This is a genomic window from Shewanella oneidensis MR-1, assembly GCF_000146165.2.
GTDB classification, from domain to species: Bacteria; Pseudomonadota; Gammaproteobacteria; order Enterobacterales; family Shewanellaceae; genus Shewanella; species Shewanella oneidensis.
This window is the reverse complement of sequence record NC_004347.2, coordinates 4,081,988-4,105,616: the sequence shown is the minus strand read 5'-3', so window position 1 is coordinate 4,105,616 and position 23,629 is coordinate 4,081,988. Positions and strand designations below refer to the sequence as shown.

The window sequence follows — 23,629 nt, the reverse complement described above, 5'->3', positions numbered from 1 at the left end:
AGGATTTAAGCCAAAGCGCGGCAGCATATTGTAATTGAACGGACAGGAAAGCGTCGAGCCACAAATGCGTTTTAGTGAGTTAACGTTCTGAAAATAAAAATAAACTATACGGTGTCTTGAATAGCAGCAGGCGTTGATAAGTTCAAGCCTTAGTTAGCTGGCTTCGTCGAACTTAGCGTCTATCAGTGCGCAAATGGCATTGAGGGCGGGTTCTGCATCCGGGCCTTCGGCAATCAAGGTGATGGTTTTACCCATACCCGTCTCAAGCATTAATAGCCCTAATACACTGGCGGCAGAGGCCTGTTTTTCACCTTGGATCAGGGTAATGCTGGCATCAAACTCAGAAGCAAGCACCACGAGCTTTGTGGCGGCGCGGGCATGCAAGCCGAGTTTATTGCAAATGGTGACTTGGCGTTCAAGCTTTGGCATGGCTCAACTCTCGATGGCGTGCATTGACTTTGTGCTTGCCATTACTAAAACGCTTTGCCAGTTGCTCGGCGACATAAACGGAGCGATGTTGGCCACCCGTGCAACCAATCGCAATCGTGAGATAGCTACGATTATTGCGCTCTAAATGGGGCAACCAGGTTTCGAGTAGATTCTCAATTTGCCAGATGAACTTATTCACCAGTGGCTGGCGATTTAAAAACTCGGCAACGGGTTCATCTAAACCGGTAAGTGGTCGCAGCTCTGGCTCCCAGTGCGGATTTGGCAAAAAGCGCACATCAAACATAAAGTCAGCTTCGGTCGGCATACCATGCTTAAAACCGAAGGACTCGAAGTTGATCACTAGTTCCTTATCGACACTGCCAAGCAGAATTTGCCGCACTTGGTCACTGAGTTCATAGATATTTAGATTGGAGGTATCTATGTAGTGATCCATTTGTTGTGACAGCGGCTCTAGCAGCTTGCCTTCGAGTTTAATGGCTTCTTGCAGTGAAACACGACTCTTAGACAAGGGATGTAAACGGCGGGTTTCGCTATAGCGCTTGAGCAGGACTTTATCGCTGGAATTTAGAAAAAAGCTAGTGAGCTCAGTGCCCTCAGGTAGGCTTGCAAGCTGTTTGACCAGGACTTTGTCTTGCTCCGGCAGGTTACGCACGTCGACACTGATGGCGACGAGATCGTTACTGCCTTTGAGCTGTTCAAGCAAACTGCCGATTAACGGCAAAGGCAAATTATCGACACAATAGTAGCCGAGATCTTCAAGCACTCTAAGTGCGACCGATTTGCCTGAGCCTGAACGCCCTGACACTATGACCAGTTTCATCCAATGATTACCTGATAGAGTTCCGTTTCATCATGCGTCTTACGCAATTGTTTCAATACTTGCTTGTCGCTCAGCTTTTCAGCCATGCAGGACAAGGTGCTTAAGTGCTGCTGACATTGATTGGCAGGCACGAGTAGCGCAAATAAAATATCGACAGGTTGTTTATCGATAGCATCAAAGGCTATCGGCTCCTCACATTTTATCAATATCGCTATGGGTTGTGTTATATCGGTTAATCGACCATGTGGAATGGCGATACCGTTACCTATACCTGTGCTACCCATCTTTTCGCGCGCCACAAGGCTTTCGAAGATCGCTTGAGATGATAGGGTGGGGTACTGGGCAGCGGCTAAGTCGCTGATAAGTTCCAGTACCTTTTTCTTACTGCCTGGAGTGGCGCAGGTTGTGCACTCCGGCCGCAGTATGGTACGAAGTTCCATTGCTAGTGTTTTGTTAACTTCTCTTTGTGTTTAATAACCTGACGATCAAGTTTATCAATCAGGACGTCTATGGCAGCATACATATCTGCATGCTCTGAAGTCGCGAAGACTTCACCACCGGTGAGGTTGATTCTCGCTTCGGCAATTTGTTGCATTTTTTCAACATTGAGCACAACGTGCACATTATTGATCTGTTCGAAATGACGTTCAAGTTTTGAAAACTTTTCCTCAACATATGCCCGTAACGATTCAGTAATCTCGATATGGTGTCCACTTAGGTGTATTTGCATAGAAACGTCCTCCGATATCCATAATAGGCTATAAACTTTTACGCTGATTGGAAGGGGGAATAAGCATCGCTTCTCGATACTTCGCAATGGTTCTGCGCGCAACGTTAATTCCCTGTTCTGCCAGAAGTTGAGCCATCTTGCTGTCGCTCAATGGTTTTTTCTGGTTTTCCGCTGCAACCAGTTTCTTAATGAAAGCCCTGATTGCCGTGGATGAGCACTCACCGCCATCATCTGTCCCGACGTGGCTTGAGAAGAAGTATTTTAGTTCAAAAAGTCCTTTTGGGGTATGCATGTATTTTTGAGTGGTCACCCGTGAAATGGTGGACTCATGCATTTCTACCGCTTCGGCGATATCGTTTAGGACCATGGGTTTCATGGCTTCTTCACCGTATTCGAAGAAACCTTGTTGGTATTGCACTATGCAGTTTGCCACCTTGAGCAGTGTTTCGTTGCGGCTTTCAAGGCTTTTGATAAACCATTTGGCTTCCTGCAAATGGCCACGAATAAATTGGCTGTCTGCTTGATTTTTTGAACTACGAGCCATTGCTGCATATTGCTGATTGACATTGATTTTGGGCATGCAATCGGGGTTAAGCTCAACGACCCAGCGGCCATTTTTTTTCGAAACTGAGACATCTGGGACCACATATTCTTCATCGACTGCAGTGATGAGTAAGCCAGGACGAGGATTCAAGGTTTGGATAAGCGCAATGCTATCCCTTAACTCGTCTTCTTTGAGTTTGGTCTTACGCATTAACAGTCTAAAGTCGCGGGCAGCGATCAGATCAAGATGATCTTTGATCAACATGCGGGCATTTTCGAGATGCGGAGTATCAGGAGAAAAATGGGATAGCTGGATCAGTAAACATTCGCTTAAATCCCTTGCCGCAACGCCAACGGGATCGAAGTGTTGAATACGTTTAAGTACCGCTTCAACTTCATCCAGTTCTATCTCGGGGTTGCCCATGGCTTCGAGAATATCTTCAGTGCTTTGAGTGAGATAGCCTTGATCATCTATGGCATCAATAATGGCAGTGGCTATGGCTAAGTCAGTTTCTGAGAATGGTGTGAGGTTTTTTTGCCATTCTAAATGTTCGTATAGCCCCTCGCTGGTTTCCCCTTGGAACGGCATATCATCTTCACGGCTAGCGCCCGAGCCAGAATTGGGCGATGCGGTAAAGACTTCATCCCAAGTGGTGTCCATGGGGAGCTCTTCGGGCAGGGATTCTTTGGTCAGTGACTCGGCAATATCCACGGTGGAGTTGTCTTGCTCCTGTGGCTGGGCGCTGGTTTCACTAAAATCGGTATCAGCGAGATCTTGTTTACGTTCGCTAGGCGCATCGAATTGCTCCTCTTCCAGCTCGAGAAGAGGATTAGAGTCTAAGGCTTGCTGGATCTCTTGCTGCAGTTCTAATGACGACAATTGCAACAGACGAATGGCCTGCTGTAGTTGTGGCGTCATGGTTAACTGTTGACCCAGTTTGAGCTGGAGTGACGCTTTCATGTTACCGCTGATCCCTACGTTATTATTGTGAGTTTAGGTCGCTTGATATCATACTGATGGCGCTTTGCGCTGCCAAATTCAAGGCTGATTAGCTCAGTTTTAGTAACTATAGCCTGAATTGTTCACCTAAGTACACAGCCCTAACTTGCTGATTGTCTAAGATCTCTGCAGGAGTTCCTTCGGCGATAAGACTGCCGTGACTGACAATGTAAGCATGTTCACAGACATCTAAGGTCTCGCGCACATTGTGGTCAGTAATCAATACTCCAAGACCTCGACTTTTGAGTTGCTCGATAATTTTCTTGATATCGATAACCGAGATTGGATCAACGCCCGCAAAGGGTTCATCGAGCAAAATAAACTTTGGGTTAGCCGCTAATGCGCGGGCAATTTCGACACGACGACGTTCGCCGCCCGATAAGGACATGCCTTGGCTGTCACGAATATGGGTGATATGGAACTCTTCTAATAGCTGCTCTAGTGCTTCTTCGCGCTGGTCGCTATTGAGTTCTTTACGGGTTTGCAGTACCGCCATGATATTGTCGTGCACGGTTAATTTGCGAAAGATACTGGCTTCCTGTGGCAGGTAACCAATACCTTTGCGAGCACGCAGATGCATAGGGTCGGCAGTTAAATCATCATCGTCGATAAAGATATGACCTTTATCGCTTTTTACTAAGCCCACTACCATGTAAAAGGTGGTAGTTTTACCTGCGCCGTTTGGGCCAAGCAGGCCAACAACTTGACCCGTTTTAACCGTGAGGCTGACATCTTTAACAACCTGACGGCTTTTATAACTCTTGGCCAGATTCTGTGCTTTTAAGGTGATTTGGGTCATTTAGAGTCCTGTTTTTTCACAGGTTTATCCGCAGGTGCGTTTTTCAGTTCTTCCTGATAGTTATCAGGTTGAATAATGGTAATCACACGATCGTCACCATTGCCGGTACTTTCGGCGATCAGTTTTTGCTGAATGATATTGTAACGAATTAGATTGCCTGTGACTTGGCTACCCGCTTGGTCAAGGGTGGCGGTGCCTGTTAGCGTCAAGGTCCTCGTGGCCATTTCATAGCGAATTTCTTTGGCGCTAGCAGATGCTGGGCGGCCATCGTCGAGGATCTGGCTATAGGTTGCTGGATTACCTGTCGCCACTAGAATCTTGCTGTTTTCGCCTTCGGCTGAAAATGCACGGAGTTGATCCGCATTGATTTTGATTGAACCTTGTACGACTTCAACTGGGCCGAAGAAAATGATCTGATTGTTTTTAATATCAGCAGTTTGGCTGACCGCTTTAATCTTAACTTCTTGCTGTAAGTCACCGACTTTGGCGAAGGTGCTCATGCTTGTCATGAGCATTAGGCTGGCAAGTAATATGTTATTTTGCTTCATAGGTTCCTACTACCTGACTGGTCAATTGCACTTCCTGCGCGTTAAGGTCGGCATAAAGGCCTTGCCCTTGAATATTAAAATCTTTCCCTGTGACGTAAATGATGCGGTCAGAGGTCATTATCATAGTGTTGAGATCGAGTTCTAAAAAACTGGTGGACAAGGTTTGTATCGGTTCACCTGGGTTGATGGCATCGATAATAACATTATTTTCTAATACAACCTTGCCAGTTTCTTTGTTGAGCCGACCAAGATCTGCTCGGATCTGCCATTTTGCTTTACCTTGGTCGGGATAGACAAGATAGACTGGTTGAGTAAAGTCGGTTTGATTTTTCAGCTCATAGTGTTCCATGTGCTTTGCCGTCACCCGACTATTGACTTGCCCTTGCTCGTTAAACTCGATACTGCGCAGATCTTCGATAATGTAATCGGGTCTGTCAGAGTTGTTCAAGCTGTCATCCGTATCGCCACCGCGTTTTTGCTGCACTTGCCAATACAGCACCAGCGCAGTACCAAAAAAGGCGATAATGGCGAGGGTCACACGACTCATATGCTCATCCCATGGGCTGAGGTGAATTTGTTTTGACTCAGTAATAGCAGATCCGTCAGCTCCCTGAGCGCGCCATGGCCGCCATTTAACTGAGTTACAAAATGGGCATGTTGGCGTACATAGGGATGACCATCGGCGACGCAGACGGCTAGGCCGACCACATTCATCACCGGCAGATCAACAATATCGTCACCGATATAGGCGACTTCTTCCGCGGTGACATTGTAGATCGATAGCAGTTCTTCATAGGGAACAAATTTATTATCCACGCCCTGATAAATATGGGTGACCCCAAGGGCAGTCATGCGGTTTTCAACAATTCTTGATTGGCGGCCAGTAATCACGGCAAGATGAAAACCGCTGGTCAATAGTGAACGTACACCATAACCATCGCGGGTGTGGAAGGCTTTTAATTCTTCACCCGAGTTGCTCAAATAAATGCGGCCGTCAGAGAATACTCCATCCACATCGCAGATCAGCAGTTTAATTTTTTGGGCACGTTGCCACACATCGTCGCTGACGGGGCCGTAAAATCCTTGCTGTGGCATTAAATGACTCCCGCTTTAACCATATCGAGCATATTGAGTGCGCCGACAGGATGATTTTCTTTATCTATCACTATTAGGCCGTTGATATTTCTAGAGTCCATCACTTGCAGCGCCTGCGCTGCTAATACGTTTTCAGTAATAGTGACACAGTTTCGCGTCATCACATCGGCGATCGGTGTGGTGCGCAGGTTGACTTGGGCATCGATGACGCGGCGTAAGTCGCCATCGGTAAAAATACCCACGAGTTTGTTTTGCTCATCGATAATCGCGGTCATGCCGAGGCCTTTTTTGGAGATTTCATACAGGGCATCGGTAATGCAGATATCGTGTTTGACCAGCGGTAAGTCATCGCCGCAGTGCATCACATTACTGACTTTTAACAGTAGTTTACGACCCAAGGCGCCGCCTGGGTGAGACATAGCGAAATCGTCTCGGGTGAAGCCTTTAGCTTGCAGCAGTGCAATCGCCATCGCATCACCCATCACTAAGGTTGCGGTGGTGCTTGACGTGGGGGCGAGCCCGAGCGGGCAGGCTTCTTCTGGTACTTCAATGCATAAATGAATTTTGGCCAAACGTGCCATAGTGGACTCAGGTTTGCCCGTCATGGCTATCACCGGAATGGCTTTACGCTGGATAACGGGCATCAGTGCGAGGATTTCACTTGATTCGCCCGAGTTCGAAATGGCGAGAATAATATCGTTGTCAGAGAGTACGCCTAAGTCGCCATGGCTGGCTTCGCCTGGATGCACAAAGAAGGCCGGAGTGCCTGTACTGGCGAGGGTGGCTGAGATTTTATTGCCAATATGGCCGGATTTCCCCATCCCCATCACGATGACTTTGCCGCTACAGTTGAGAATTAATTCACAGGCTTGGGCGAATTCAGCGGAATCGACGTACTGATAAAGGTTGTCGAGGGCCGATTTTTCAATATCGATGACTTTACAGCCCCATTGGCGCAATTGTGATTGGTCTACCATGTCTATCTCTCTTCTTGCATTGTCTTTGTCGCCCCGTCTGGGATTGGAATAGCACAATTTGGTACGCGATAAAGATGATAAAATTAACGGCTTCTTTCTCTGAGTCGCATTTTATTGTTAAAGCTCAGTGCCCATAAGCTGCCAAAGCAAAAGGGCAGATTAACTTGTTTAGCCTTTGAATGCTTTGAGCAATATCATCGTCTTTGGTGTTACCCTTTTGCCGCCCATATTGAGCATGGCGACTCTGATGCTCACTTTGACGTTTAATGCCGGCACTCGATAGTGCTTTTGACTTAAGTTGTACTGGCGTTATGTCAGTGTACATTCACTTATGCTATGACTGTTAAGCAAACAATTTTGCTTATCTACCAACATAGACGAAAACATTAAGTAACACTTTAGCTTCACTGAGCGGAAACTTAGGGCGCATTCTCGCTGGAAATGAGGCAAATTGAAAGTATCGCAGGACGATAGTGTCGATTCTGTTGTAGGTTAAAGCGCAATTACGTACAATTTGCGGCTCTTCGATTGGTCTAGGCTGGAAGCGTAGGCCACCTCTTTCAAATATCGGAATCAAACATGACTCAAGAACAAACGCCGTTGGTTGAGATCCGTCATTTGGGCTTTCGCCGTGGTCAGCGTGTCATATACGAAGATATTAGCCTGTCTATCCCTAGGGGCAAAGTTACCGCCATTATGGGACCCAGTGGCATAGGTAAAACCACCTTGCTGAAGCTTATCGGTGGACAATTAACACCCGACAGCGGACAAGTGTTGTTTGATGGACAGGATGTGCACGCCGCGAGTCGTAACGAATTATTCGAACTGCGTAAACGCATGAGCATGTTGTTTCAAAGTGGCGCCTTATTCACTGATATTAATGTTTTCGATAATGTTGCCTTTGCGCTGCGTGAACATTCAGGCCTGCCCGAAGAGATTATTCGCACTATCGTGCTGATGAAACTTGAGGCCGTTGGGCTGCGGGGGGCTGCGCAGTTGATGCCAAGCGAATTATCCGGAGGGATGCAGCGCCGTGCAGCTTTGGCTCGGGCGATAGCCCTTGAGCCTGAAATGGTCATGTACGATGAGCCTTTTGCTGGGCAAGATCCGATCTCCATGGGAGTGTTGGTTAAGCTTATCCGCGAACTGTCCGATGCCCTTAATTTAACCTCGGTTGTAGTGTCCCACGATGTGGATGAGGTGCTCGGGATTGCGGATTATGTATATGTGGTTGCTGATAAAAAAGTCATTGCCCATGGCACGCCGGAGGAGTTAAAGCATGCGGATAATCCGCAGCTAAAACAGTTCATCGAAGGTGCGCCTGACGGTCCTGTACCTTTCCATTATCCGGCAAAGGATTATCAGCAAGAATTGTTGGCAAAAGGAGTTGGCAAGTGAAGTTATTAGACAATATTGCCGACCTTGGCCGCAGCGCTATCGAGTTAGTGCTCGGTTTTGGCCGTGCGGGCCTGATGCTGTGGGGCGCGATTGTTCGTTGGCCTCGGGTGCGTAAAGGCTTTCCATTATTAGTGCGCCAAATCTATGTGGTCGGCGTACAATCTATGGTTATTATTGTTGTTTCCGGCCTGTTTATTGGCATGGTGTTAGCCCTTCAGGGTTACAACATTTTGGTGGGGTTTGGGACGGAAGAAAGTTTAGGCCCCATGGTAGCCTTAAGTTTACTGCGTGAGCTCGGTCCGGTGGTCACGGCATTGTTATTTGCTGGCCGCGCAGGTTCTGCACTCACTGCTGAAATCGGTCTGATGAAGAGTACCGAGCAGTTATCAAGCTTAGAAATGATGGCGATTGACCCGCTCAGGCAAATCATTGCGCCACGATTTTGGGCTGGGGTGATCAGCATGCCTTTATTGGCGTTGATGTTTACTGCTGTTGGGATTTATGGCGGCCATTTAGTGGGAGTAGAGTGGAAGGGTATCGATAGCGGTGCTTTCTGGTCAATTTTGCAGGCCTCGGTAGAATGGCGCCAAGACATAGTTAACTGCTTGATTAAAAGTGGGGTCTTTGCCGTCGTGGTGACTTGGATTGCTCTCTACCGTGGTTATCAAGTGATCCCTAATCCAGAGGGGATCAGCCGTGCAACCACCTCAACCGTGGTGCAATCAAGCCTCGCCGTATTGGCATTGGACTTTTTACTGACAGCCCTGATGTTTGGCCGCTAATGGATTGCAGCGCCAAGGATACAGATAGAGACGGATTAACAGAGTGGTAACTGAGCATGTTGACACGAAAAATTGAATTATTAGTGGGTGTGTTTCTTTTAACGGGTTTAGCGGCTTTTTTAGTATTGGTGTTTAAAGTCGCCAATATTGAAGTGCAAACCAGCGACAGCAGCTATACCCTCAGCGCCAACTTTACCAATATTGGTGGCCTTAAAGTACGCTCTCCCGTCAAAGTGGGCGGTGTGGTGGTAGGCCGAGTGAGCAAGATTGACTTAGACCCAGTAAAACTGGTGGCTGTAGTCACGATTGTGATGGATAAACGTTACGATAAATTCCCTGAAACCAGTAGCTTAGCTATTTTAACTTCAGGTTTGCTCGGTGAGCAGTTCCTCGGACTAACACCGGGCTTTGTCGATGATGATGTGAGTATGCTCAAGGATGGCGACAAGATTGACGATACTCGCTCAGCATTAGTGTTAGAAGATCTGATTGGTCAGTTCTTATATAGTATGGGTTCAAAGGATAAATAGGGGTTACCGCTATGTTTAAACGCTTATCGCGCTTTTTACTGCCGTTAGTATGGATATTTACAGCAACGACCGCATTGGCGGATGATACTCAGATTAACACTATGGACCCGTACTCCATGGTGAAGTCCGTTGCGAACAAAACCTTCGATCGTTTCCACAAAGACAAGGCGTTGATTGACGCGGATGCAGACCATCTCAAGGTGATTGTGCGTGAAGAACTCATGCCCTACATCGACTATAAATACGCTTCTTACAAAGTGTTAGGGCAGTATTTAAAAGAGTCGACTGAAGATCAACGCAATCGTTTCGTCGATGCCTTCCAAGGCTATTTAGTCACAACCTATGCTCAAGCCTTTACCGAATACACTAACCAAAAAGTGGAGTTTTCGCCTGGTAGTGATTTCAGCAATGAGAAAATTGTCGATGTAAACGTCCAGATTATCGAAGCGGGTCGTCCGCCGATTAAGCTGTTGTTTAAAGCTCGCCGCCTCAAGGATGACTCTTGGAAGGCGTTTGACTTAGTTGCTGAAGGCGTCAGTTTACTGTCTTCTAAGCAATCTGAAATCTCGAATCTTATCCGCCAACAGGGGATTGAACCGGTGATCAAGATGCTTGAAGAGCGCACTAAAGACAAAGTGACTAAACAGCCAAAAGCAGGGAAGTAAGCGCCGTGGTTGAATTTGTGCAACAGGGTAACATTTGCCATCTCAAAGGGCGTTTATCACAGGATCAAGTGATCGCGCTTTGGCCACAAAGGCAAAGCCTGTTAAGCCAAGATACCCAAATCTTGTCGCTATCAGAGCTTGAGTACAGCGATAGCGCTGGCGTGGCGTTTTTGCTGGCGTTAGTTCGTCAGCATGCTACGCCACTACAGTTGTGCTCAGCGTCAGCGCAGTTAAAAAAATTAATCGATTTATATGATTTACAGTCCTTCTTCAGTGAAGAAGCGAATTGAAAAGGTACCGAATTTCATGGAATGCAGCTTAATAGAACAGATTTTACGTGACGCGTTAGCACTCGATGAAGTGCACGCCAGTTCAGATGGTAGTCACTATAAAGTGATCGCCGTCGGCGAATGTTTTGACGGCATGAGTCGTGTTAAACAACAACAAACCATTTATGCACCGCTGATGAGCTATATCGCCAGCGGTGAGTTACATGCATTAACGATTAAAACTTTCACGCCGACTCAATGGAAACGCGAGAAAATTTTCAACAGCTAGTAGTGAGGAAAAGTGGATAAATTAGCAATTCAGGCAAGCCCTCCGCTTGCTGGTGATGTGATTATTTCGGGTGCTAAAAACGCTGCTCTGCCCATTCTAATGGCAGGTGTGTTAGCCGAAACTGATTTTGTGGTCTCAAACGTTCCCAATTTGCGCGATGTCAGCACCAGTTGTAAATTGCTGCGCTGCCTTGGCGCCGATGTGGATGAGTTGGGCGAAGGTAAGATCCGTATTTCTACCAAGAATCTCAATGAATTCTGCGCACCTTACGATTTAGTTAAGACTATGCGTGCCTCGATTCTGATCCTTGGCCCTTTATTGGCGCGCTATGGCACTGCAGATGTGTCATTGCCTGGTGGCTGCGCCATTGGTGCCCGTCCAGTTAACCTTCACTTACATGGCCTTGAAATGATGGGCGCCAAGATTGAAGTGAAAGAAGGTTATATCAAAGCCCGTGTCGATGGTCGCTTAAAAGGCGCCCATATTTTTATGGATATGGTCAGTGTTGGTGCAACCGAAAACCTACTGATGGCCGCAGCCCTTGCCGATGGCGAAACCGTGATTGAAAACGCGGCCCGTGAGCCAGAAGTGATCGACTTGGCTAACTGTTTGATTGCCATGGGTGCAAAAATCACCGGTGTAGGCAGTGCTACTCTGCGTATTCAAGGGGTTGAGCGTTTACAGGGCTGTGAGTATCGCGTGATGCCAGATCGTATTGAAACTGGTTCATTCCTCGTTGCCGCCGCCGTGACCCGTGGTCGTATCCGTTGCTTAAAGGCAGACCCTGCTTCGTTAGAATCGGTAATCGCCAAACTTGAAGATGCGGGCGCCAAGATCACCACAGGTGAAGATTGGATTGAGCTGGATATGGAAGGCAAGCGTCCAAAAGCCGTGAATATCAAAACCGCGCCATACCCTGGTTTCCCAACCGATATGCAGGCACAGTTCTGCGTGCTCAACGTATTAGCGCAGGGCACGGCAACGATTACCGAAACCATCTTCGAAAACCGCTTTATGCACGTACCAGAACTCATCCGTATGGGCGCGACCATGGAGCTTGAAGGCAATACCTGCATTATTCAAGGCATTGAGTCTTTGAGTGGTGCGCAGGTAATGGCGACCGATTTACGTGCTTCGGCAAGTCTAGTGATCGCAGGCTTAGTCGCCGATGGTAAAACTATCGTCGACCGCATCTATCACTTAGACCGCGGCTACGAGCATATTGAGCAGAAATTCCAAGGATTGGGCGCGCATGTAGAACGTGTGCAATAACATTTGCGTAGGATTAGCTTCCAATAAAAAACCAGCCTAGTGCTGGTTTTTTATTGGGTGCAATTTGTTTAGGTAAAAAGTAAGGGGCATTTAAACGCTGGATTTGATTGATGGATGAGTCATGGCATTTGCTCGACGACACGCAGCTAGTCCATCCTTGGATGCTCGACCGCCCCATCCGTGGGGCGGACGGTCGTCTCGCTAATCACCATGACTCACTCTTTTAGCATCGGTGTAGCTTGCAGGTTTTAAAGAAAGACACAGCATGCTTTGGGACATAAACGTGCCAGAACTGATTGGAATGACAGAGGCTGTTCATAATTCTGTGTCATTTCAGTAAAATATTCAAAAACAGGAATGATACATGACCCAACCTTTTAACTTCGAACAAGCCCTTAAAGATCTGCAGTCAGGTAAAAGCCTCACAGGTAAAGACAGCATTCTTGGCCCACTGATCAAGCAACTCACTGAAGCGGCTCTCCAGGCTGAGCTTGAGCAGCATTTAGCGCATGATCCTCAGCCTAATCGTAAAAATGGCAAAACCCCTAAGACCATTAAGCATCCGTCCGGTAACTTTGAGTTAGACGCGCCTAGAGACCGCAATGGCACCTTTGAGCCTCAGTTGATTAAGAAAAAGATATGGCTGCTGAGATGGTCACCTCGGTCTCGGCATCGCAATGTGCCATGATTTAGGTGCACAAAATCTGACTCGAGGTGACCGATATGAACTATAAACTCATCAGCATTGATTTGGCAAAAACTGTCTTCCAAGTCGCAGCCTTTAACCCTGATAACACCATTGCTTTTAACCGTAAAATCAATCGCCCAGCATTACTTGACATGCTTAGGCAATGCGAGCCGACACTCGTGGTGATGGAAGCCTGCTACAGCGCTAATTACTGGGGGCGTACAATCGAAAAACTCGGCCATACCGTCAAGCTTATCCCCGCCAGAATGGTGAAAGCCATGCTGGTTGGTAATAAGAATGACGCCAATGATGCGGTTGCCATCGGAGAAACGGCTGGCCGCCCTAAAGTGAGTCTACTTCGCCCTAAAACGGTCGAGCAGCAGGATATTCAATCTTTACTGCGCATTCGTGAGCGCTTGGTGGAGAATCGCACGGCTAACTGCAATCAACTGCGTGGTTTTCTCGCGGAATACGGCCTGATTGTCGCAAAGACCCGCCGCCAGTTGATGTTAGCCATTCCGCTCATTCTTGAAGATGCTGACAACGAATTATCCACGGTTGCCAGAGGGTTTATTCAACGACTCTATGAGTTTCAGTTGTATTTAAATGAACAAATCGACCAGGTTGCACAGGACATATTAGCCCTTGCCCAAGCCATGCCACAGTATCCATTATTGCTAACCATCCCCGGTGTCGGCCCTATCGTCGCATCCACATTATTAGCCAGTATTAATGAAGTTAATGATTTTAAAAATGGCCGGCAATTGGCGGCATGGCTAGGGCTCACTCCTTCACAATACAGCAGTGGCACGACCAATCGGCTCGGCAAGATAACCAAGCGCGGAAATCAAACGCTCCGGCGGTTACTTATCCATGGCGCAAGAACCGTGGTGAACTGGTGCGATAAGAAAGACGACTCACTTAGCCTGTGGTTACAACGGCTTAAACAGCGTCAACACGTCTGCAAAGTGACGGTTGCCTTGGCCAATAAGATGGCTCGGATGGTGTTTGTAGTGATGAGCCGCGGACAAGCATTTGATATGAATAAGGCCTGTAAATTGGCAACGTAATGCAGTGTTTTTTGCGTAAATAGACTCAAAATGTAAATAGATAAATGTCCATCAAAGCACAACAGCGGTAATGGTATTAATGAGTTAAACGGTTTGTCTTACCCAAAACCTGATGAGGACAGTGGCCTTTGAGGCCATGTGGGTGCCAAGGAGGGTAAGACGTCAATTTGGATCTCATTAGGGCGCAACAGACGCCGGATATATGTCGCAAGACCGCAAACCATTAACGACCGATACCCCGTTGTGAAAGGTGAATTATCGATTAGCACAAATTAATTTGAACAAAATAGGACATTGACCTTGCTAACCCCGAGGTGACCATATATGTCCTCTCTTTTGTCTTGGCGGCATGGTTGCTCATTCACATCAGACCCATAGGGATATGGGGAATATCACTATAATGTCTGGAACATTATTGACCATGTGAACGCGACATTTACACTTCCGTGTGCTGCAGATGCCGCCGTTGAGCCTATAGGGATACTTCTAGTGAAATAAAGGGGCGGTTTGTCACTGGGGAAACAGTGGCAATCTATATAAGCATATATGGTTCAGTAATCTAGCTTTGGGCAAAAGTGAGTTAAAAATAGCGCGGTGAGATATTAGTTCTGCCATTTGAGGATGAGGTAATACGCGGGTAGTGTTCATAATTCTGTGTCATTTCAGTAAAATATTCAAAAACAGGAATGACACATGACCCAACCTTTTAACTTCGAACAAGCCCTTAAAGATCTGCAATCAGGTAAAAGCCTCACAGGTAAAGACAGCATTCTTGGCCCACTGATCAAGCAACTCACTGAAGCGGCTCTCCAGGCTGAGCTTGAGCAGCATTTAGCGCATGATCCTCAGCCTAATCGTAAAAATGGCAAAACCCCTAAGACCATTAAGCATCCGTCCGGTAACTTTGAGTTAGACGCGCCTAGAGACCGCAATGGCACCTTTGAGCCTCAGTTGATTAAGAAAAATCAAACTACACTAACCGATGAAATCGAACGTAAAGTGTTATCGATGTTCAGTATAGGTATGAGCTATCGCGATATTAATCAACATGTTGAAGATATGTATGGGCTCAATGTGTCTAACGCAACAGTCAGTGCTATCACTGACAAACTCATCCCCGAACTTAAAGCGTGGCAGCAGCGCCCATTAGATAGCCATTATCCTATCGTTTGGCTTGATGCGATACATTATAAAGTCAAAGAGGATGGGCGTTACGTCAGTAAAGCCGTTTACACATTGTTAGCGCTTAATATGAAAGGAAAAAAGGAAATTTTAGGGCTTCACTTATCCGAAAATGAAGGCGCTAATTACTGGCTATCCGTACTGACCGATCTTAATAATCGTGGTGTAAAAGATATTCTTATCGCCTGTGTTGACGGCTTGACCGGTTTCCCTGAGGCCATAGCCAGTATCTTTCCTCATACGGAAACACAGCTATGCGTTATCCACCAGATCCGTAACTCAATGAAGTATGTCGCCTCAAAAAATCAGAAAGCGTTTATGGCTGATTTAAAGCCTGTGTATCGAGCCGTGAGTAAAGAAGCCGCAGAGATGGCATTGGACGAACTGGAGGCCAAATGGGGTGATGCTTATCCGTTGGTAATCAACTCTTGGCGTCGCAAATGGCATAATTTGTCTCATTATTTTAAGTACCCAGAACATATCAGGAAAGTGATTTACACGACCAATGCAGTTGAGGCTGTACATCGCCAATTTAGAAAGCTCACCAAAACCAAAGGTGCTTTTCCTAATGAAAATAGCTTGTTGAAGCTACTTTACGCAGGCATATTAAACGCCTCAGATAAATGGACCATGCCAATCCACAATTGGAGCCTTTGTTTATCTCAGTTAGCGATTTATTTTGAAGGACGTTTAGATAGCGTGCTAGAAATTTAAAAATTAGCCTGACACAGAATTTTGAACGCCCTCAATACGCGATTTAGATTGTAATTACACCAAATGAGGCTTTATTCCGGCCTCATTTGGCATTTATCTAAACATGGTCATTCAATTAATTACTAACAACCACTTTTTCATCGATGATTACAGGTAATTCTTGCTGTTTGCCTTGGCGGATCACTGTCATCATGACTTTCTTGCCGGGCGTTGTTTCGGCAATTCGATCCATCAGCATTTCAACCCCTGGCACATCTTCACCATCATATTTAATGATCACATCCCTTGGTAGTAGCTGCGCACGTGCCGCAGGACCATTAGGGTCGATGCCAGTGACTAATACGCCACGCAAATCGGGGAGGTTAAGGATTTGCGCCACAACAGGGTTAATCGGTTCGCCCGAAATCCCTAAGGCGCCACGGATCACACGGCCATTTTTGATCAGTTTGCCCATAATGCTGTGGGCGAGTTTAATCGGGATCGCGAAGTTAATGCCGTGGCCACCACCTTCACCGCCCACTTGAAACGCAGCGGTGTTGATGCCAATCAGGCTACCATTAGTGTCAATTAATGCACCTCCGGAGTTACCGGCGTTAATTGCTGCATCGGTCTGTAAAAAGTCTAAATAACCCGAACTTAAGCCGTTACGGCCTGTGGCGCTGATAATGCCTTGGGTAATCGTTTGGCCAAGGTTATAGGGGTTACCAATGGCTAATACCACATCGCCAACCTGGGGGGGGCTGTCGAGATTGACTGGCACAGTGGGGAGATTATCGCCTTCGATCTTAAGCACTGAAAGATCGGTTTCGGGATCAAACCCCACCACTTCAGAGGTGAACTTGCGGCCATCTTGCAGCGCGACGACGATCTCATCGGCTTTTTTAATCACATGATAATTAGTGAGAATATAACCTTCTTTACTCATGATCACCCCAGATCCTAGACCTTGGAGTGAGCCAGAATTCAATGGACGGCTCTGATCGATACTCAAGCTGTAAATATTGACGACGGCAGGGGCTGCGCGACGCACGGCCTTGGCAAAGGAGAGTTCAACCGTGTTGTTACCGCGGTTTTGTAGTAATGAGTTGCCAAGACTCTTATTGTCGAAGTAATGAGTTACTAACAAAAACATGGCTGCCATAATAAGGCCGAAAAGCACGGCTTTACCGAGATATAACAGGGTGTCTTTTATTGTCATGGCAGGCTAAATATTGAAAAAGGTGAGTTAGATTAACATGTTTAACAAGTTAAAGCATAGGGAACGCGTGTTCCCTATGCTGATTAGCGTCTGATAATTGGAGCAAGATCAGATTCGCCAATTGATTAACGAAGCACTAAGTAAAGCATGCTCTTACCACGGACAATCTTCAGGGCGACAGCACCTTCTTGATCTTTGAGCAGCTCTTTGAGCGATTTAAGATCTTTAACCGCAGTACGGTTGATACCGACAATCAAATCGCCTTTTTGCAGACCGCTCATTGCCGCTGGAGATCCTTGTGCAACATCGGTAATTTCGACCCCTTTAGAGGCATTTTCTAATGAGGCACCTTGTAGCATAGGATGCACTGCACCAGCTGCTTTTTCTGTCGTTTGGTTTGCTTCACCTAAGGTGACGTTGACAGTTTTCTTATCGCCATCACGGATAAGGCCCAGTTCGACTTTAGCGCCAGCGCCCATCGTCGCGACTTTAGCACGCAGCTCTTGGAACGACTTGATCGCACGGCCATCGACGCTAACGATAATATCGCCCGCCTTAATACCAGCTTTTTCGGCGGCACTGCCCGCGCTAACTTCATTCACAAAGCCACCGTGTTGAGTGTCTAAGCCAAAGCCTTGGGCAAGTTGGCTATCTAAATCACGGCCAGCAATCCCCAATACGCCGCGGCGAACTTCACCATGCTCAGCAATCTGTGCGATGAGGTTTTTCACCATGTTTGCTGGAATCGCAAAACCGATACCTACGTTACCGCCGTTAGGCGCGACGATAGCCGTGTTAATACCGATCAGTTCGCCTTTAAGGTTAACTAGAGCGCCGCCCGAGTTACCACTGTTGATGGCTGCGTCGGTTTGGATAAAGTTTTCAAGCATTTCAATGCCTAAACCGCTACGGCCTAGGGCACTGACAATCCCTGATGTTACGGTTTGTCCTAGACCGAAGGGGTTACCGATAGCGACGGCAAAGTCACCGACGCGCAGTTCATCAGAATCAGAGGTTTTAATCGCGACCAGATTTTTAGCCTCGATTTGCAATAACGCAATGTCGGATTCGGAGTCAGTACCAATCAATTTGGCTTTGACTTCACGGCCATCGTGTAAACCCACTTGGATATCATCGGCACCGTCGATCACGTGGTTATTGGTGACAATATAGCCTTTGTCGGCATCGATAATAACGCCGGAGCCTAAGCCTCTAAATGGACGCTCTTGCACTTGTTCTTGTGGCGCATTAGGGCCAAAGAAATAACGGAACACATCGGGCACGCGTTGTTTAGAAACATGGGTTCCAGAAACCGCCACAGAAACCACGGCGGGAGTCGTACGCTCTAACATGGGCGCAAGACTGGGTATGGATTGTCCCTCAACAGATTGCGGAATAGCGGCCTGTGAGACAGCTGGCATCATTGTCAGGGTTGCGGCTAACATTGCGGCTGAAAGTACAGATAATTTCGTTTTCATCTATTCATAACTCCAAATAAGGGATCAAGGATCTGGATGTAATACGTCTTAAGTTTTGTCCGCACCAGATCAAATCTGTATCGGTACCGGCTATTTGCCTAGGTAACCACTCGGACACGCACCTCATTGAAAAAGTTCATTAATATTAACAAAGGTTAATTTCTTAACTGTTATTTTATCAGCATTTAACTGAGTGTAACTTGTGGGCTTTGAAGGACTTTTTCAAGTGTTAAATGATCCAAACCGTTCAGTTTAATTAGCTAACAGCATAGTCCTTTATAAATCAGTTTTAATCATTTTATACATGGTTTTAGTGGTGTTGCAGTACTTATTACTAGGTGATTTAAAAATGCTGAATTCAGGTCGCTTGGGTATAAATATATGCTGTGTCATCTAGGCCGTGCTAATATCGACGCAGTTTCAATAAAGGATATAAGAGAATTATAACGTGCCCCAGTTAAGCCCTTGGCAGCATTACCAAAAAGATCTTACTCGAGATGGTTTTTCCCATGATCCGGCGCAGGAAATTGCTGTTAAGGCGCTGCAACGGGTTTATGAGGATTTAACCGCAGCCGAAGAGCCTAACTCTTTGTTTGGTAAATTATTTACCTCTTTTGGGTTAACATCTGCGCCCGCGCCTACAAAAGGACTTTATCTTTGGGGGGGCGTTGGCCGCGGCAAAACCTATCTGATGGACACCTTTTTTGATACCTTGCCAGGCAATCAAAAATTAAGGGCGCATTTTCATCGTTTTATGCATCAACTGCATTTAGACTTAGATGCGCTTAAAGGTACGCGAGATCCATTATTAGTCATTGCAAAACAAATGGCGGCTAAATATAGAGTCATTTGTTTTGATGAGTTTTTTGTGTCAGATATCACCGACGCCATGTTACTTGGCACCTTATTTCAAGCCCTCTTTAAAGAAGGCGTGGTCTTAGTGGCGACTTCAAATATCATCCCTGATGACTTATATAAAAATGGGTTGCAACGGGCCCGTTTCTTACCGGCTATTGCACTGATTAATCAACATTGTGAAGTACTTAATGTGGACTCGGGGATCGACTATCGTTTACGGACGTTAGAGCAGGCAGAGATTTATCATCATCCATTGGACGAGCAAGCCGATACTAACTTGCTGCGTTATTTCGGCCAGTTAGCACCAGAGGCTGAAATCTCAACCGAAGCGATCGAAATTGAAGGACGCGCAATTTCAATACGTCAACAGGCGCAAGGCGTCTTACTGGCGGATTTCAGAGCCCTCTGCGATGGCCCGCGAAGCCAGCGGGATTATATGGAGTTAGCGCGGATTTATCATACCGTGTTGGTCAGTGGTATTGAGCAAATGGGTGCGTTTTTAACCGGTGATGATATCGCCAGACGTTTTTTGGCGATGGTGGATGAGTTTTACGAACGAAACGTTAAATTGATCGTGTCCGCGCAGGTGCCGTTAGAAGACATTTATGCCGACGGCTTATTGAGTTTTGAATTCAGACGTTGTCGTTCTCGCTTGATTGAAATGCAATCCCATGATTACTTAAAATCAGAGCATTTACCCTAACTCTTAGACTACTGCAGGGCGTGCTTTGCGGTTTTTTTCGACAAATCTTCAGTGGCTCATTCCTTAGCACAGTAATGAGCCACATCGATCGAATTTTTATGAGTTTTGTCAAAATATCAGGTGATTTTTAACTCACGTTTGTCTATAATCCGCCACCTGCCCACGTTACTCCACCAAACTAGGTGGAAGTTGTACGCCGAGTTAAGTACTCGAAGGGGTACTGAAAGGCAATTTTGTGTTGTTTGCCATTGCAAGCAGCATGTGAGACAGAAAATTAACTTTGGGTTTTTGTAATAATGAAGACTTTTACTGCTACACCAGAAACTGTAACTCGTGACTGGTTCGTCGTTGATGCAGACGGCAAAACTTTAGGTCGTATCGCTACCGAAATCGCTCTGCGTTTACGCGGTAAGCACAAGCCTGAATACACTCCTCACGTTGACACTGGTGATTACATCATCGTTATCAACGCTGAGAAAGTTACTGTTACTGGTAACAAAGCGCAAGGCAAGACGTACTACTCGCACTCAGGCTTCCCTGGTGGCATTAAGCAAATCAGCTTTGAAAAGCTGCAAGCTCATAAGCCAGAAATGATCATCGAGAAAGCAGTTAAGGGTATGTTACCAAAAGGTCCACTGGGCCGTGCCATGTTCCGTAAACTGAAAGTTTACGCTGGCGCAGAACATAACCACGCTGCACAACAACCTCAAGTTCTTGATATCTAAACGGGATTAAGCAAATGGCTGCAACTCAGTACTACGGCACTGGCCGTCGCAAAACCTCTACAGCACGCGTATTCGCTAAAGCTGGTAGTGGCAACATCGTTGTAAATCAACGTCCTTTGGACCAATACTTTGGTCGTGAAACTGCTCGTATGGTTGTTCGTCAACCATTAGAGTTAGTTGAAATGACTGACAAGCTGGACATCTATGTAACTGTTAAAGGCGGTGGTATCACTGGCCAAGCAGGTGCAATCCGTCACGGTATCACTCGTGCGCTGATGCAATTAGATGAAGCTCTGCGTCCATCATTACGTTCTGCTGGTTTCGTTACCCGTGACGCTCGTAAAGTTGAGCGTAAGAAAGTGGGTCTACGTAAAGCACGTCGTAAGCCACAATTCTCTAAGCGTTAATACGTTTTGGAATATCAAAAAACCCAGCTTATGCTGGGTTTTTTATTGCCTAAAATTGGTTATCCTTGTGTTAGTCGTGTTGTTTTAGGTTGAAATACTCAAAAGAGGGGAAAATGACCTTACAGTTATTTATGCTGGCCGTGGCACTGGTGCTGATTTTGGAAGGTGTAGGGCCATTGTTATTCCCCAATAAATGGCGCCGTTACTTGAACGAACTTTCCAATCAAAATCATCAAGTTTTACGTCGAATCGGTGGTTCATTGGTCACCGCTGGCTTGGTCATGCTGATTATTTTTTCATAAATGCCTTACCACTTGCGGTTTAAAATCTGTTAGAATTCTTTTTTAACCACAACCTTGCAGCAAACAATGGGCAAAAACGTAGTTGTTCTCGGCACCCAATGGGGTGACGAAGGAAAAGGTAAGATTGTCGACCTTCTAACAGAACAGGCAAAATATGTAGTTCGCTATCAAGGCGGTCATAACGCAGGTCACACCTTAGTGATCAATGGCGATAAAACCGTACTTCATCTGATCCCATCTGGCATCTTACGCGACAATGTTAAGTGCATTATCGGTAACGGTGTGGTGCTTGCACCCGACGCGCTGATGAAAGAGATCAACATGCTCAAAGAGCGCGGCATTCCTGTTGAGGAACGCTTGCTGATCTCTGAAGCATGTCCGCTGATCCTGCCATTCCATAGTGCCTTAGACATCGCCCGCGAAAAAGCGCGCGGTAACAAAGCTATTGGTACGACTGGTCGTGGTATTGGTCCTGCGTACGAAGACAAGATTTCCCGTCGCGGTCTGCGTGTTGGCGATCTGTTCAATGCTGAACTCTTTGCTGAAAAGCTGAAAGAAGTTATGGCATATCATAACTTTATGCTGACAGAGTACTACAAAGTTGACGCAGTCGATTATGAGCAAACGCTCAGCGATGCGTTAGCCTTGGCAGACTACCTCAAGAGCATGTGTGTTGACGTAACCGAACTGCTTGATAACGCGCGTAAAGCGGGTGAGCCAATTCTGTTTGAAGGTGCTCAAGGTACGCTGCTAGACATCGACCACGGTACTTATCCGTTTGTGACTTCGTCAAACACAACCGCAGGTGGTGTAGCAACGGGCAGTGGTTTTGGTCCACGTCACTTAGACTATGTATTAGGTATCATGAAGGCTTACACCACGCGAGTGGGTGCTGGTCCTTTCCCGACTGAACTCTTATGCGAAGTGGGTGATCATTTAGGTACTAAAGGTCATGAGTTTGGTGCGACTACTGGTCGTAAGCGTCGTCCAGGTTGGTTAGATGCTGTGGCAATGCGCCGCGCAGTACAGATCAACAGTGTAAGTGGCTTCTGCTTAACGAAGTTAGACGTACTTGACGGTCTGAAAGAAGTGAAGATCTGTGTGGGCTACCAACATCCAGATGGCACAATTTCTAAGGTTACTCCGTTAGCGGCTGAAGGTTATGAGCAGGTCACTCCTGTTTATGAAACTATGCCAGGTTGGAGCGAGTCAACTTTCGGTGCGACCTTTTTAGAGCAGTTACCGCAAGCGGCTATCAACTACATCAAACGTATTGAAGAGTTGTTAGAAACGCCGATTGACATCATCTCTACCGGTCCAGACCGTAACGAGACGATGATTTTAGTTAGCCCGTTTAACTAAGATTGTGAAGGCCGTGTTTCACGGCCTTTTCTTCCTGTGCTTTTCCTTCCTGTTTGCTTTCGTGGTTAGAAATTCGGCTTGAGCTCAAGAAATAGGTTATACTGCCGATGCAAGTATTCATCCTATTGTCATTGAGAGTCGTTATGCTACGTACTGCATTATTTGCGCTGCTGCCCTTAGTATCTTCAATGTGCTTTGCCGAGACACAAGCAGTAGATATTTATTCTCAAGAACAATTACTTGAAATGATCCGTAGTGAACAATATTTGGCAAAAGTCAAACAGGATGAGTGCCAATTAGTACAAGATATTGAAGCGCGTGCAGAAGTCTTAAAACAGCCCCTATATCAGTTTTTGTGGGGGGAAATGCTCAATCACGGAACCTGCGTAAAAGCCAATGCTGTCAAAGGGATGGCGTTACTGCGTGAAGCGGCTGAGCAGGGGAGTCCTGAGGCAATGGTAAAACTTGCCGAGTATTATCAAACGGGTAAGTTTGTTATTCGCAATAAGGACCGCGCAGTCAATTATTTATTGCCAGCTGCAGCGAGCGGTAGTTTAGCTGCTCGAATGATGCTTGTACGTTTGTACGGTGAAGGTTATGGTAGTCCAAGGGATTACGAAATGGCCTATAACTGGTTATATAACAATGTATTTACCGATGAGGCGACGAAGAAAAAAGCCTTATCATTACTGCAGGTGTTAGCAGCTAAAATGCCCGCCAGTGCAGTGGCGCGGGCCCAGCAAGAGCACTTGCGAACCCGTTGAGATGTCTCCAA

General features: G+C 46.5%; 28 protein-coding genes and 1 pseudogene. 16 read left to right on the top strand and 13 right to left on the bottom strand.

Annotated elements, in window-relative coordinates; genetic code table 11:
* Nucleotides 1-153: 153 nt before the first annotated feature.
* The 11 genes from SO_RS18460 to SO_RS18410 form a co-directional block, all read right to left on the bottom strand.
* On the bottom strand, nucleotides 154-429 hold the full coding sequence (locus SO_RS18460) for an HPr family phosphocarrier protein (protein WP_011073703.1): 276 nt from the start codon (nucleotides 427-429) through the stop codon (nucleotides 154-156).
* On the bottom strand, nucleotides 416-1,270 hold the full coding sequence (gene rapZ, locus SO_RS18455) for an RNase adapter RapZ (protein WP_011073702.1): 855 nt from the start codon (nucleotides 1,268-1,270) through the stop codon (nucleotides 416-418). The genes SO_RS18460 and rapZ overlap by 14 nt, the downstream gene beginning before the upstream one ends.
* Entirely contained in the window at nucleotides 1,267-1,710 is a 444-nt protein-coding gene (gene ptsN / locus SO_RS18450; RefSeq protein ID WP_011073701.1) for a PTS IIA-like nitrogen regulatory protein PtsN, read from the bottom strand. The genes rapZ and ptsN overlap by 4 nt, the downstream gene beginning before the upstream one ends.
* Before the next feature lie 2 nt (nucleotides 1,711-1,712).
* Entirely contained in the window at nucleotides 1,713-2,000 is a 288-nt protein-coding gene (gene hpf / locus SO_RS18445) for a ribosome hibernation promoting factor (protein WP_011073700.1), read from the bottom strand.
* Between the two features lie 28 nt (nucleotides 2,001-2,028).
* Nucleotides 2,029-3,504: an RNA polymerase factor sigma-54 gene (locus SO_RS18440; RefSeq protein ID WP_011073699.1), complete on the bottom strand. Its 1,476-nt coding sequence runs from the start codon at nucleotides 3,502-3,504 to the stop codon at nucleotides 2,029-2,031.
* A 106-nt stretch (nucleotides 3,505-3,610) separates the two neighbouring features.
* Complete coding sequence (lptB, locus tag SO_RS18435) at nucleotides 3,611-4,342, bottom strand: LPS export ABC transporter ATP-binding protein (protein ID WP_011073698.1); 732 nt, start codon at nucleotides 4,340-4,342, stop codon at nucleotides 3,611-3,613.
* Nucleotides 4,339-4,890: a lipopolysaccharide transport periplasmic protein LptA gene (gene lptA, locus SO_RS18430; RefSeq protein WP_011073697.1), complete on the bottom strand. Its 552-nt coding sequence runs from the start codon at nucleotides 4,888-4,890 to the stop codon at nucleotides 4,339-4,341. Before lptA ends, lptB begins: the two co-directional genes overlap by 4 nt.
* The gene (gene lptC, locus SO_RS18425) at nucleotides 4,877-5,437 is read right to left on the bottom strand and encodes an LPS export ABC transporter periplasmic protein LptC (RefSeq protein WP_011073696.1); all 561 of its coding nucleotides are present in this window, start codon (nucleotides 5,435-5,437) and stop codon (nucleotides 4,877-4,879) included. The genes lptA and lptC overlap by 14 nt, the downstream gene beginning before the upstream one ends.
* Complete coding sequence (gene kdsC / locus SO_RS18420) at nucleotides 5,434-5,985, bottom strand: 3-deoxy-manno-octulosonate-8-phosphatase KdsC (protein ID WP_011073695.1); 552 nt, start codon at nucleotides 5,983-5,985, stop codon at nucleotides 5,434-5,436. Before kdsC ends, lptC begins: the two co-directional genes overlap by 4 nt.
* Nucleotides 5,985-6,962 carry a KpsF/GutQ family sugar-phosphate isomerase gene (locus SO_RS18415; RefSeq protein ID WP_011073694.1) on the bottom strand — a complete coding sequence of 326 codons (978 nt, stop codon included), beginning with the start codon at nucleotides 6,960-6,962 and terminating at the stop codon, nucleotides 5,985-5,987. Before SO_RS18415 ends, kdsC begins: the two co-directional genes overlap by 1 nt.
* Before the next feature lie 124 nt (nucleotides 6,963-7,086).
* Nucleotides 7,087-7,287 carry a hypothetical protein gene (locus tag SO_RS18410; protein WP_164925771.1) on the bottom strand — a complete coding sequence of 67 codons (201 nt, stop codon included), beginning with the start codon at nucleotides 7,285-7,287 and terminating at the stop codon, nucleotides 7,087-7,089.
* A 254-nt stretch (nucleotides 7,288-7,541) separates the two neighbouring features.
* Between SO_RS18410 and mlaF the strand changes: the two genes are divergently transcribed.
* From mlaF to SO_RS18360, 10 genes and pseudogenes are all read left to right on the top strand, one after another.
* Nucleotides 7,542-8,360 (top strand): phospholipid ABC transporter ATP-binding protein MlaF, encoded by an 819-nt coding sequence (mlaF, locus tag SO_RS18405; RefSeq protein WP_011073693.1) that lies wholly within the window; start codon nucleotides 7,542-7,544, stop codon nucleotides 8,358-8,360.
* Entirely contained in the window at nucleotides 8,357-9,142 is a 786-nt protein-coding gene (gene mlaE, locus SO_RS18400; protein ID WP_011073692.1) for a lipid asymmetry maintenance ABC transporter permease subunit MlaE, read from the top strand. Before mlaF ends, mlaE begins: the two co-directional genes overlap by 4 nt.
* Before the next feature lie 56 nt (nucleotides 9,143-9,198).
* Nucleotides 9,199-9,672 carry an outer membrane lipid asymmetry maintenance protein MlaD gene (gene mlaD / locus SO_RS18395; protein ID WP_011073691.1) on the top strand — a complete coding sequence of 158 codons (474 nt, stop codon included), beginning with the start codon at nucleotides 9,199-9,201 and terminating at the stop codon, nucleotides 9,670-9,672.
* Nucleotides 9,673-9,683: 11 nt separating this feature from the next.
* Entirely contained in the window at nucleotides 9,684-10,337 is a 654-nt protein-coding gene (locus SO_RS18390) for an MlaC/ttg2D family ABC transporter substrate-binding protein (protein WP_011073690.1), read from the top strand.
* Between the two features lie 5 nt (nucleotides 10,338-10,342).
* On the top strand, nucleotides 10,343-10,627 hold the full coding sequence (locus tag SO_RS18385) for an STAS domain-containing protein (RefSeq protein WP_011073689.1): 285 nt from the start codon (nucleotides 10,343-10,345) through the stop codon (nucleotides 10,625-10,627).
* Nucleotides 10,628-10,643: 16 nt separating this feature from the next.
* Nucleotides 10,644-10,895, top strand: coding sequence for a BolA family protein (locus SO_RS18380; protein WP_011073688.1), 252 nt, complete (start codon nucleotides 10,644-10,646; stop codon nucleotides 10,893-10,895).
* A gap of 12 nt (nucleotides 10,896-10,907) precedes the next feature.
* Complete coding sequence (gene murA, locus SO_RS18375; protein ID WP_011073687.1) at nucleotides 10,908-12,167, top strand: UDP-N-acetylglucosamine 1-carboxyvinyltransferase; 1,260 nt, start codon at nucleotides 10,908-10,910, stop codon at nucleotides 12,165-12,167.
* A 364-nt stretch (nucleotides 12,168-12,531) separates the two neighbouring features.
* Nucleotides 12,532-12,801, top strand: a pseudogene (locus tag SO_RS18370) (transposase); the annotation flags it as partial.
* A gap of 89 nt (nucleotides 12,802-12,890) precedes the next feature.
* Nucleotides 12,891-13,925: an IS110-like element ISSod14 family transposase gene (locus tag SO_RS18365; protein ID WP_011073686.1), complete on the top strand. Its 1,035-nt coding sequence runs from the start codon at nucleotides 12,891-12,893 to the stop codon at nucleotides 13,923-13,925.
* Between the two features lie 693 nt (nucleotides 13,926-14,618).
* The gene (locus tag SO_RS18360) at nucleotides 14,619-15,821 is read left to right on the top strand and encodes an IS256-like element ISSod4 family transposase (RefSeq protein ID WP_005054087.1); all 1,203 of its coding nucleotides are present in this window, start codon (nucleotides 14,619-14,621) and stop codon (nucleotides 15,819-15,821) included.
* A gap of 115 nt (nucleotides 15,822-15,936) precedes the next feature.
* On the opposite strand, the gene degS is transcribed toward SO_RS18360, so the two are convergent.
* Complete coding sequence (gene degS / locus SO_RS18355; protein ID WP_011073685.1) at nucleotides 15,937-17,019, bottom strand: outer membrane-stress sensor serine endopeptidase DegS; 1,083 nt, start codon at nucleotides 17,017-17,019, stop codon at nucleotides 15,937-15,939.
* A gap of 125 nt (nucleotides 17,020-17,144) precedes the next feature.
* Nucleotides 17,145-18,497: a Do family serine endopeptidase DegQ gene (gene degQ, locus SO_RS18350; protein WP_011073684.1), complete on the bottom strand. Its 1,353-nt coding sequence runs from the start codon at nucleotides 18,495-18,497 to the stop codon at nucleotides 17,145-17,147.
* Between the two features lie 448 nt (nucleotides 18,498-18,945).
* Here degQ and zapE point away from each other — a divergent pair, with 448 nt between their 5' ends.
* The 6 genes from zapE (at nucleotide 18,946) to motX (ending at nucleotide 23,618) form a co-directional block, all read left to right on the top strand.
* Nucleotides 18,946-20,058 (top strand): cell division protein ZapE, encoded by a 1,113-nt coding sequence (zapE, locus tag SO_RS18345; protein ID WP_011073683.1) that lies wholly within the window; start codon nucleotides 18,946-18,948, stop codon nucleotides 20,056-20,058.
* Between the two features lie 296 nt (nucleotides 20,059-20,354).
* Complete coding sequence (gene rplM, locus SO_RS18340; protein WP_011073682.1) at nucleotides 20,355-20,783, top strand: 50S ribosomal protein L13; 429 nt, start codon at nucleotides 20,355-20,357, stop codon at nucleotides 20,781-20,783.
* A gap of 14 nt (nucleotides 20,784-20,797) precedes the next feature.
* Nucleotides 20,798-21,190, top strand: a complete 393-nt coding sequence (gene rpsI, locus SO_RS18335; RefSeq protein ID WP_006083052.1) for a 30S ribosomal protein S9 — start codon at nucleotides 20,798-20,800, stop codon at nucleotides 21,188-21,190.
* Between the two features lie 113 nt (nucleotides 21,191-21,303).
* Complete coding sequence (locus SO_RS18330) at nucleotides 21,304-21,492, top strand: DUF2065 domain-containing protein (RefSeq protein WP_011073681.1); 189 nt, start codon at nucleotides 21,304-21,306, stop codon at nucleotides 21,490-21,492.
* Between the two features lie 66 nt (nucleotides 21,493-21,558).
* Nucleotides 21,559-22,854, top strand: a complete 1,296-nt coding sequence (locus SO_RS18325) for an adenylosuccinate synthase (protein WP_011073680.1) — start codon at nucleotides 21,559-21,561, stop codon at nucleotides 22,852-22,854.
* A 107-nt stretch (nucleotides 22,855-22,961) separates the two neighbouring features.
* On the top strand, nucleotides 22,962-23,618 hold the full coding sequence (motX, locus tag SO_RS18320; protein ID WP_011073679.1) for a flagellar protein MotX: 657 nt from the start codon (nucleotides 22,962-22,964) through the stop codon (nucleotides 23,616-23,618).
* Nucleotides 23,619-23,629 lie beyond the last annotated feature (11 nt).